General features: G+C 70.2%; 10 protein-coding genes. 6 read left to right on the forward strand and 4 right to left on the reverse strand.

Annotated elements, in window-relative coordinates; genetic code table 11:
* Positions 1 to 2: 2 nt before the first annotated feature.
* Positions 3 to 1,112 (reverse strand): mechanosensitive ion channel family protein, encoded by a 1,110-nt coding sequence (locus AC3ET4_RS20385; protein WP_431951416.1) that lies wholly within the window; start codon positions 1,110 to 1,112, stop codon positions 3 to 5.
* 52 nt (positions 1,113 to 1,164) lie between these two features.
* Here AC3ET4_RS20385 and AC3ET4_RS20390 point away from each other — a divergent pair, with 52 nt between their 5' ends.
* Positions 1,165 to 1,773, forward strand: a complete 609-nt coding sequence (locus AC3ET4_RS20390; protein WP_431951396.1) for a dienelactone hydrolase family protein — start codon at positions 1,165 to 1,167, stop codon at positions 1,771 to 1,773.
* A 51-nt stretch (positions 1,774 to 1,824) separates the two neighbouring features.
* Positions 1,825 to 2,277: a hypothetical protein gene (locus AC3ET4_RS20395; RefSeq protein ID WP_431951398.1), complete on the forward strand. Its 453-nt coding sequence runs from the start codon at positions 1,825 to 1,827 to the stop codon at positions 2,275 to 2,277.
* Here the strand turns inward: AC3ET4_RS20395 and AC3ET4_RS20400 are convergent.
* The 3 genes from AC3ET4_RS20400 to AC3ET4_RS20410 form a co-directional block, all read right to left on the reverse strand.
* A complete protein-coding gene (locus tag AC3ET4_RS20400; protein WP_431951400.1) occupies positions 2,204 to 2,611 on the reverse strand; it encodes a hypothetical protein in 408 nt (135 codons plus the stop codon). The two genes, AC3ET4_RS20395 and AC3ET4_RS20400, sit on opposite strands and share 74 nt — an antisense overlap.
* A 44-nt stretch (positions 2,612 to 2,655) precedes the next feature.
* Positions 2,656 to 2,916 carry a hypothetical protein gene (locus AC3ET4_RS20405; RefSeq protein WP_431951402.1) on the reverse strand — a complete coding sequence of 87 codons (261 nt, stop codon included), beginning with the start codon at positions 2,914 to 2,916 and terminating at the stop codon, positions 2,656 to 2,658.
* Positions 2,917 to 3,000: 84 nt separating this feature from the next.
* Positions 3,001 to 3,537, reverse strand: coding sequence for a VldE C-terminal domain-containing protein (locus AC3ET4_RS20410; protein ID WP_431951404.1), 537 nt, complete (start codon positions 3,535 to 3,537; stop codon positions 3,001 to 3,003).
* Between the two features lie 139 nt (positions 3,538 to 3,676).
* On the opposite strand from AC3ET4_RS20410, the gene AC3ET4_RS20415 reads away from it, so the two are divergent.
* From AC3ET4_RS20415 to dnaE, 4 genes are all read left to right on the forward strand, one after another.
* A complete protein-coding gene (locus AC3ET4_RS20415; protein WP_431951406.1) occupies positions 3,677 to 4,993 on the forward strand; it encodes a DUF2252 domain-containing protein in 1,317 nt (438 codons plus the stop codon).
* Positions 4,994 to 5,065: 72 nt separating this feature from the next.
* Positions 5,066 to 5,710: a hypothetical protein gene (locus tag AC3ET4_RS20420; RefSeq protein ID WP_431951408.1), complete on the forward strand. Its 645-nt coding sequence runs from the start codon at positions 5,066 to 5,068 to the stop codon at positions 5,708 to 5,710.
* Between the two features lie 55 nt (positions 5,711 to 5,765).
* Positions 5,766 to 6,572, forward strand: a complete 807-nt coding sequence (locus AC3ET4_RS20425) for a DsbA family protein (RefSeq protein ID WP_431951409.1) — start codon at positions 5,766 to 5,768, stop codon at positions 6,570 to 6,572.
* Between the two features lie 224 nt (positions 6,573 to 6,796).
* Entirely contained in the window at positions 6,797 to 10,354 is a 3,558-nt protein-coding gene (gene dnaE, locus AC3ET4_RS20430; protein ID WP_431951410.1) for a DNA polymerase III subunit alpha, read from the forward strand.
* The last annotated feature ends 78 nt before the right edge of the window (positions 10,355 to 10,432 follow it).

Here is a 10,432-nt window from a genome sequence, read left to right on the forward strand (position 1 = left end):
CCCTACCGGGACCCCGGGCCCGGGCCGATGTCCCGGGCCCCGGGGACAGTCTGCCGCCGGTCCGGGGCCTCGGCCGGGCCGGGGGCGGTCGCCGTGCTGACGCGGGGCAGCGCGTACGGGTGCTCTCGGCGCAGCCAGTCGATCATGCGCTCCCGCACCAGGCAGCGCACCGTCCAGATGTCGTCGGCGTCCTTCGCCGTCACCAGCGCCCGGACCTCGATGGTCGACGGCGTGGTGTCCGTCACCACCAGGCCCCAGGCCCGGCCGTCCCACTGCTCGCACTCTTCGAGCACGTCGTGCAGGTGCTCGCGCATCAGGTCCATGGGCGCGGCGTGGTCCAGGTGGAAGAAGACGGTGCCGGTCATCCGAGCGTCGCCGCGGGACCAGTTCTCGAACGGCCGGCCGGCGAAGTACGACACCGGCATGGTGATCCGCCGCTCGTCCCAGGTGCGCACCACCAGATAGGTCAGCGTGATCTCCTCCACCGTCCCCCACTCGCCCTCCACGACCACCACGTCGCCGATCCGGACCATGTCACCGAAGGCGATCTGCAGTCCCGCGAAGAGGTTGCCCAGCGTCGCCTGCGCGGCGATGCCCGCGACGATGCCGATCAGCCCCGCCGAGGCGAGCATGGAGGCGCCGAAGCCGCGCATCGCCGGGAAGGTCAGCAGCATGGCCGCCACCGCCACCACCCCGACGACCGCGCTGACCACCCGTTGGATGAGCGTCACCTGGGTCCGCACCCGTCGCACCCGCGCCGCGTCACGGGGCGCGTGGACGGATGCGTACCGTGTGTAGGACGCCTCCACGACGGCCGCCGCGCCCCTGACGACCATCCAGGCACAGGCCCCGATCAGCACCAGCGTCAGCACCTGCGCGACCTCGCGGGTATGACCGCGGGCGAGGTGCGCCTGCGGGTACGAGACGCGCAGCAGCGATCCGCAGACCACCACCTGGAGCGGCAGCCGGGCGCGCCGCAGCAGGTTCCACAGCGGGGTCTCCGGATGCCGGGCGTCCGCCCGGCGCAGCGCGCGGTCCACGGCCCAGCCCACGGCAAGCGTGACGACCAGGGAGCCGCCCACCACGCCGAGCGGCCGTACGACGGAATCCACGTCCTCAGCGGTAACGGGCATGATGGAGCCCTTACCCGACCGTGCGCCGATCATGGGAAGTGACATTGTGAGCTCCGGCCTGACCATCGTGCTGTTCCACTCGGCCTACGGACTCCGTCCCGCCGTGCACGCCGCCGCCGACCGGTTGCGCGCGGCCGGCCACGAGGTCCTCGTCCCCGACCTCTACGAGGGCCGCACCGCGGACACCGTCGAGGAGGGCATGGCCATCAAGGACGGGATCGGCCGTGACGAACTGCTGATGCGCGCCGTCACCGTCTCAGGCCCGCTCTCCGAACGCGGCCTGGTGTACGCCGGGTTCTCACTGGGCGGTTCCATCGCCCAGAACCTCGCCCTCGCGGACGAGAAGGCCCGAGGCCTGCTGCTGCTGCACGGCACCTCCGACATCGCCGAGGACGCGGCCACCGACATCCCCGTCCAGTTGCACGTCGCCGAGCCCGACCCCTTCGAGCCCGACGACTGGCTGAACGCCTGGTACCTGCGCATGCGCAAGGCGGGCGCCGACGTGGAGGTCCACCGCTACCGGGGAGCCGGCCACCTGTTCACCGACCCGGACCTCGACGACTACGACGCGGAGGCGGCCGAGCGGGCCTGGGCGGTCGCCCTGGACTTCCTGGCGGACCTCGCCGCCCAGGACGCGTAACGGCGCAGCGGACGGCGGCCGTTGTCAGTGCCTGCTGCGATCATCCGGAGCATGGGTGTTCTCTACGGGTACTACTCGGCCGCCGACGACAAGGACGCCGCCCGCGCCGTGGTGCGCGCGTTCCGCCGTGCCGAGGCGGACAGCCGCGACCAGCACGTGACGCGGGGCATCGACCCGGTCGTGGAACTGCTCCCCGCGGAGGTCCTCATCACCGGCCGCGCACCGGAGGAGGTGCGGTCGGATCCACGCCGCGGAGCCCTGGTGGGGGTGGCCGGCGAGGGCCGGGTGGTCGCCGTCTCCCTCACCGACACCTTCCGCGACGCGCTCGCGGCCTTCGACGCGGATCTGCTGGACGACGTCGCCATGGGCTGGTCCCGCTCCTCCGGCGGCCTGCACGGGGCGCATGGCCCCGATGTCCTCGGGCCCTTCCTCAAGGAGCTCGCCGGGTTGGCCGGCCGCGCGTCGGCGGACGGGCGGCGGCTCTACTGCTGGATACGCCCCTGACCGAGGGCGGCCCGGCGGGGCGTGCGGCCGCGGCGAGCAGCAGCAGCGCGGCGGACGGCAGGAACACATACATCGCGATCTGCGCGCCGACGACGGACCAGGCGAGCAGCGCCAGGGCGATGACGACGCAGGCCTGGGCGAAGACCCTGGGGAACCGTCCCAGGAGCGGTGGCAGCGTCAGCGGGAGCACGGTCAGCACGAAGAAGCCGCCGTAGTAGCTGTGCACACCGTAGAGCAGTCCGGGCACCGAAGCGGCCAGCGCCCCCGCCGCGAGCACCCGTTGCAGGCGCCCGACCCTCGTCCGTGTCTCCGGCCGCCCCGTCCCAGCCCTCATGGCCGCCCCCTCCCCTGGCGCAGGCATCTTTGAACGCGTTCAACCTAGCGGATCGCGGCCTGGGGCAGCACCGGGTCGGTACCAGCGGCACGACGCGGCGGCGCCGTGGCCGGATCGAGCGGCGTGGCGCAGCACGCGCAAGGGGCGTCGAGCAGTTCCGCCGTGTCGAACCCCGCAGCGTCACCCATGCCGCACATCCAGTCGGCCACGCGGGAGAGGACTTCGTCCGGCCGGGCGCCGGAGACAGCCTGGGCCCGCTCGGCCTGGGGGACCGCCGCAACCACCTCGTCGTGGGTCAGAAGCAACTCGTGACCAACGTTGAAACCAGTGACGTCAACGGTGCCCAGCGGGCCGTCCCGTCGGAAACCGCAGCTCGGCTGGGCGGCGCCTCAGTAGACCGATATGTGCACATGGTCGAAGTGGTTCTGCGTGATGGACCCGCGGTCCTCCATCAGTTTCCAGCCCTGCTGCGGGAGTCGGCTCGACCATATGTGCTGCTCGTAGATGACGTACCAGATGCCGTACTCGTCCGCGTGCTCCCTGACCCAGGCCACGATGGCCTCGCCCAGGGCGTCGGGCTTGCCGGTGGCCTTCTCGCCGGCGGGCATGAGCATGAAGTCGCAGGCCCGCCCCAGGGGATGCTCGCCGCCTCCGACGATGCCGCCTTCCTCGCGGTAGCAGCCGGGGGCGCCCTTGAGGCCGTGGGGGCCGAACTCCTCGACGACGGCGTCGCGGACGGCCTCCATGCGGGCGGTGATGTGCTGCGGCCCACGGGGCTGCTGCTTCGGCCAGTTGGCCGCGCGGACCTGTGCCGTGAGTGTGGGCCACGCCACGGCGGCCAGCACGAGGCCGCCGAGCAGCAGCAGTCCGACGATGGTGCGCCGCCGGCGACGGCGCGCGGTGTCCCGCCCCCTGGTGGTGTTCATCGCAAGCCAGAACGCGCGGCCGCGGCCGGAAGTGCCCGACAGCCCATGAGTCATGGCGGCGCAGAACCCGCACGGCCCGGGCACGCGGGCGCGCGCTCCTGCGTTGACCCGTCAGGTATGGACGAGCCGAGGAGGCGCGATGGCCGCAGGCCTGACGACGGACGAAGAGCGCGGTGAGCGGATACTGGAGGTCTTCGGCACCGCGTTCGGTGAGTTGCTGACGGCGGATCCGGCGGCGTTCCGGGTCAAGTTCCGCAAGATGGCGGCGTCGGCGTTCGCCTTCTACCGGGGCACCGCGTGCCTCTACTACGCCGACCTCGCCGAGGCCGAGGAGCGCAGCCCGTTCCTGGACGAGCGCACGTCCCGGGTGTGGATCCACGGCGACCTGCACGCCGAGAACTTCGGCACCTACCTGGACGCCACGGGCCGCCTGATCTTCAACATCAACGACTTCGACGAGGCCTACGTCGGCCCGTTCACCTGGGACCTGCGGCGCTTCGCCGCCTCCATGGCGCTGATCGGCTACAGCAAGGCCCTGGCCGACGACGTGATCTCCGCTCTGGTGCGCAGCTACGCCAGCGCCTACCGCGAGCGCGTCCGCGCCCTCGCCCAGGGCGAGGCCGTCCCGGCGCTGACGCTGGACACCGCGCGGGGCCCGCTGCTGGACGCGCTGCGCCACGCCCGCTCGCAGACCCGGGTCGGGTTGCTGGACTCCATGACGGAGATCCGCGCCTGGGACCGCCGCTTCACCGCGGGCGGTGGTGCGGTGGAACTGGACGGCGGCACCCGGGAGAAGGTGCTGCGGGCCTTCGAGGGGTACCTGGACACGCTGCCGGAGACCAGCCGGATCAACCCCGAGAGCCACCGGGTCAAGGACGTCGTGGGGCGTCGCGGCGTGGGCATCGGCAGCGCGGGCCTGCCCTCGTACAACCTCCTGCTCGAGGGCCACACCGACGCACTGGAGAACGACGTCGTCATCTACCTGAAGCAGGGGCAGACGCCGGCGGTCTCCCGGCACGTCACCGACCCCTCGGTGCGCGAGTACTTCCGTCACGAGGGCCACCGCACCGTGGTCTCGCAGCGCGCTCTGCAGGCGAACACCGACCCGTATCTGGGCTGGACGGAGCTCGACGGCGTCGGTCAGTTGGTCGCCGAGGTGTCGCCGTACGCTGTGGACCTGGACTGGGCGGACATCGACGACCCGGAGCAGATCGAGGCCGTCGTCGCGGATCTCGGCCGGGCCACCGCCGCCATGCACGCGGCGGCCGACGACGAGAGCGGGCACTCCCTGGTGCCGTTCTCCACGGAGGACGCCATCGACGCCGCCATAGCGCGGGACGAGGAGGGCTTCACCGAGTCGCTGGTGGAGTTCGCCCACTCCTATGGCGCCCGGGCCCGCGCCGACCACCAGATCTTCGTCGACCTGTTCCGCAACGGCCGCATCCCGGGGTTGTGATCCGGGCGCTCGTGCCTGGCCGTTCCCGGGGTTTAGGCATTGCTTACACACCGGCATGGCACACTCTGCGCCATGGAAGGGACCGGACCCCGGCTGAGGGCACTGCGCGCGGGATGCTTCGCCGCGCTGTGCGTCACGCTGTCCGCGACCGCCCACATCATGCTCTCGCACGAGCCCCTGCCGATGACGACGACGGCGGGGGCCTTCACCGGCGTCTTCGCGCTGGCGTACGCGCTCGGCGGCCGAGAGCGCGGCTACCGGCCGATCGCCGCCCTGCTCGTCCCGCTGGAACTGGCCGTCGACACGCTGTTCACCGCGGGCCAGAACGCCTGCTACGGCCCTGGCGGGGGTCCCGTCACGGGCTCGTGGCGCTCGATCAACGAGGTGCTGGTCTGCCACGGCGACGTCGGCGGCTCGCTCGCCACGGCGCCGGGGGCGAACGGCCCCACCACCTCTCCGTGGCTGCTGCTGCTGGCGCACATCTGCGTCGGCCTGGTCGCCGCCGGGTTGCTGCGCGGCGGTGAGGACGCCCTGCACCGCCTGCTGCGCGCCGCCTTCCGGCCGCTGCTCGTCGCGGTGGCCGTCTTCCGGACGGCCGGTCCGCGCGGCGCCGTCCGCCCCGTCGCGGTCGGCTCCGCGTCCGCAGTCCCGGCGCTGCCCCTGCTCCTGTATTCGGTCGTACGGCGAGGGCCGCCCGCCCGGCTCGGCTTCCACTGAGCACGGCGCACCACCCCTTCCCCACGTACGGACGAGTCGGAGAGACCACACCATCATGAGCAAGCGGAACAGCCAGGCCGCCAAGAACGCCGCCCGTGAGCGGCTGCGAGCGGAGCGCGAGCGGCAGGCGAAGCGGGACAGGCTGCGGCGGCAGCTGGTCGTCGGCGGCAGCGTCCTCGGCGTGCTGGCGCTCGGCGCCGGCATAGCCGTGGCGGTCGTCAAGATGAACGCGCCGGGCTACTGGGAGAAGGCCGCGGACAAGCCGCTGGTGAAGCCCGCCAACTCCTCGGGCAAGAACGGCACGTCGATCGTCATCGGCGACGAGAACGCCAAGCACACGCTGAAGGTGTACGAGGACCTGCGCTGCCCGGTCTGCGCGCAGTTCGAGCAGACCTCCGGCGAGACCGTCCAGAAGGACGCCAAGGACGGCAAGTACAAGATCGACTACACCATGGGCGCCTTCCTCGACGGCGCCCTCGGCCAGGGCCAGGGCTCGAAGAAGGCGCTGAGCGCGCTGGGCGCCGCCCTGAACGTCAGCAAGGACGCGTTCGTCCAGTACCACACACTGCTGTACTCCAAGGACGTCCACCCCGAGGAGAGCAAGGACGACTTCGGCAGCGCCGACAAGCTGATCGAGCTGGCGCAGAAGGTCGACGCGCTCAAGGGCAACAAGACCTTCGAGAACGCGGTCCGCAACGGCACCTACGACAAGTGGGCGCTGACCATGGACGAGCAGTTCAGCGCCGACGGCATCCAGGGCACGCCCACGGTGAAGCTCGACGGCAAGACCATCGAGAACGTCCAGGCGATGACCCCCGAGCAGTTCACAGCCGCCGTCGACCAGGCCATCGGCAAGGGGTAGCGCCGTCCCGGGGCGTTCCGTCCTCCGGCGCGCGGCGCAGTGCCGCCGAACGGAGGGCGGACCGCGCCGGACCGCCTCCCGCCGGTTCGGCCGCCGCGGTTGCCGGCCGTCGGCGGTGGAGGGACGGACGCGGCCGGAGGGACGGAATGGCATCGGCTGTCGGACCCCCGGCGTAGGATTCCAACGCCGCCAGATGACGACCGACGCCGGAGGTGTCGCTTCCCGTGACCACGCCGTTCACCCACCTGCATGTCCACACCCAGTACTCCCTGCTCGACGGGGCGGCACGGCTGAAGGACATGTTCAAGGCCTGCGGTGAGATGGGCATGACGCACATCGCCATGACCGACCACGGCAACCTGCACGGGGCGTACGACTTCTTCCACCAGGCCAAGGGCGCCGGGATCACCCCGATCATCGGCATCGAAGCCTATGTGGCGCCGGAGTCCCGGCGGAACAAGCGCAAGGTCACCTGGGGCCAGCCGCACCAGAAGCGCGACGACGTCTCGGCCTCCGGCTCCTACCTGCACAAGACCATCTGGGCGGCCAACGCGACGGGCCTGCACAATCTCTTCCGCCTCTCCTCCGACGCCTACGCCGAGGGCTGGCTGACGAAGTACCCGCGCATGGACAAGGAGACCATCGCCCAGTGGTCGGAGGGCCTGATGGCCTCCACTGGCTGCCCCTCGGGCGAGGTGCAGACCAGGCTCCGCCTCGGCCAGTTCGACGAGGCCCTGAAGGCCGCCGCCGAGTACCAGGAGATCTTCGGCAAGGAGCGCTACTTCCTGGAGCTGATGGACCACGGCATCGAGATCGAGCGCCGGGTCCGCGACGGACTGCTGGAGATCGGCAAGAAGCTCGGCATCCCCCCGGTCGTCACCAACGACTCGCACTACACCTACGCGCACGAGGCCGAGGCCCACGACGCCCTGCTGTGCATCCAGACCGGCAAGAACATCTCCGACCCGGACCGCTTCCGCTTCGACGGCTCGGGCTACTACCTGAAGTCGACCGACGAGATGCTCGCCGTCGACTCCTCCGACGCCTGGCTGGAGGGCTGCCGCAACACCACGCTGCTCGTGGCGGAGCAGGTGGAGACCGACGGCATGTTCGTCAAGCGGGACCTCATGCCAAAGTTCGACGTCCCCGAGGGCTACACCGAGGTCACCTGGTTCCGCGAGGAGACCATGCGCGGCATGCAACGCCGCTACCCCGGAGGCATCCCGGACGACCGGATGAAGCAGGTCGAGTACGAGATGGACACCATCATCCAGATGGGGTTCCCGGGGTACTTCCTGGTCGTCGCCGACTTCATCATGTGGGCCAAGAACAACGGCATCGCCGTCGGCCCCGGCCGCGGCTCCGCGGCCGGCTCGATCGTCGCGTACGCGATGGGCATCACCGACCTCGACCCGATCGACCACGGCCTGATCTTCGAGCGCTTCCTCAACCCCGAGCGCATCTCCATGCCCGATGTCGACATCGACTTCGACGAGCGCCGGCGCGCCGAGGTGATCCGGTACGTCACCGAGAAGTACGGCGCCGACAAGGTCGCCATGATCGGTACCTACGGCACCATCAAGGCCAAGAACGCGATCAAGGACTCGGCCCGCGTCCTCGGCTACCCGTACGCGGTCGGCGACCGCCTCACCAAGGCGATGCCCGCCGACGTCCTCGGCAAGGGCATCCCGCTCTCCGGTATCACCGACCCCTCGCACCCGCGCTACAGCGAGGCCGGCGAGATCCGCTCGATGTACGAGAACGAGCCCGACGCGAAGAAGGTCATCGACCTCGCCCGGGGTGTGGAGGGCCTGGTCCGGCAGATGGGCGTGCACGCCGCGGGCGTGATCATGTCCAGCGAGCCGATCGTCGACCACGCCCCGGTCTGGGTGCGGCACTCCGACGGCGTGACCATCACGCAGTGGGACTACCCGAGCTGCGAGTCGCTCGGCCTGCTGAAGATGGACTTCCTCGGCCTGCGCAACCTCACGATCATGGACGACGCGGTCAAGCTCGTGAAGGCCAACAAGGGCGTCGACATCGAGCTGCTGTCCCTGCCCTTCGACGACCCCAAGACCTTCGACCTGCTCGCCCGCGGCGACACCCTCGGAGTCTTCCAGTTCGACGGCGGCCCGATGCGCTCCCTGCTGCGCATGATGAAGCCCGACAACTTCGAGGACATCTCAGCCGTCTCGGCCCTCTACCGGCCGGGCCCGATGGGCATGAACTCGCACATCAACTACGCGCTGCGCAAGAACAAGCAGCAGGACATCACCCCGATCCACCCGGAGCTCGAGGCCCCCCTCAAGGAGGTCCTCGACGTCACCTACGGCCTGATCGTCTACCAGGAGCAGGTGCAGAAGGCCGCGCAGATCATCGCCGGGTACTCGCTCGGCGAGGCCGACATCCTCCGCCGCGTCATGGGCAAGAAGAAGCCCGAGGAACTGGCGAAGAACTTCACCATCTTCCAGGAGGGCGCCCGGAAGAATGGCTACAGCGACGAGTCGATCCAGGCGCTGTGGGACGTCCTGGTGCCGTTCGCCGGCTACGCGTTCAACAAGGCGCACTCCGCCGCCTACGGCCTGGTCTCCTACTGGACGGCCTACCTCAAGGCCAACTACCCGGCCGAATACATGGCCGCGCTGCTGACCTCGGTGCGCGACGACAAGGACAAGTCGGCGATCTACCTCAACGAATGCCGCCGCATGGGCATCAAGGTGCTCCCGCCGAACGTGAACGAGTCGGACGCCAACTTCACGGCGCAGGGCGACGACGTCATCCTGTTCGGCCTCACGGCCGTCCGCAACGTCGGCCAGAACGTGGTGGACTCGATCATCCGCTGCCGCAAGTCCAAGGGGAAGTACACCTCCTTCCCGGACTTCCTGGACAAGGTCGAGGCCGTGGTCTGCAACAAGCGCACCGTGGAATCGCTGATCAAGGCCGGCGCGTTCGACGAGATGGGCCACACCCGCAGGGGCCTGACCGAGCACTACGAGTCGATGATCGACAACGTGGTGGCGGTCAAGCGCAAGGAGGCGGAGGGACAGTTCGACCTCTTCGGCGGCATGGGCGACGAGACCGGGGGCGACGAACCGGGCTTCGGCCTCGACGTCACCTTCTCCGACATCGAGTGGGACAAGACGTACCTGCTCGCGCAGGAGCGGGAGATGCTCGGACTGTACGTCTCCGACCACCCGCTCTTCGGCATCGAGCACGTCCTCGACGACAAGGCGGACGCCTCCGTGTCGGCCCTGGCCGGCGACTACTCCGACGGCGCGATCGTCACCATCGGCGGCATCATCTCCGGTCTGCAGCGGAAGATGACCAAGCAGGGCAACGCGTGGGCCATCGCCACCGTCGAGGACCTCGGCGGCTCCATCGACTGCATGTTCTTCCCGGCCGCCTACCAGTTGGTCTCGACCCAGCTCGTCGAGGACGCCGTCGTCTTCGTCAAGGGCCGGCTCGACAAGCGCGAGGACGTGCCGCGCCTGGTGGCCATGGAGCTGATGGTCCCCGATCTCACGGACGCCGGGACCAACGCCCCGGTGACCATCTCCATCCCGACGGTGAAGGTGACGCCGCCGCTGGTCGCCCGGCTCGGTGAAGTCCTCGCCAGCCACAAGGGGAGCACCGAGGTCCGGGTGCGGTTGCAGGGCGCCCGCAAGACGACGGTGCTGAGGCTCGACCGTCACCGGGTCACTCCCGACCCGGCGCTCTTCGGCGACCTCAAGGCCCTCCTCGGCCCCGCCTGCCTCGCCACCGCCCAGCAGCAGGCGAGCTGATCACCGCCGCGCCGATCACTCGCCGCGCGAGCCGTGACATGTGCCGAGGGTGGCACCCCATCCGGAAGGGGTGCCCCC

This window comes from Actinacidiphila sp. bgisy167 (assembly GCF_057707665.1).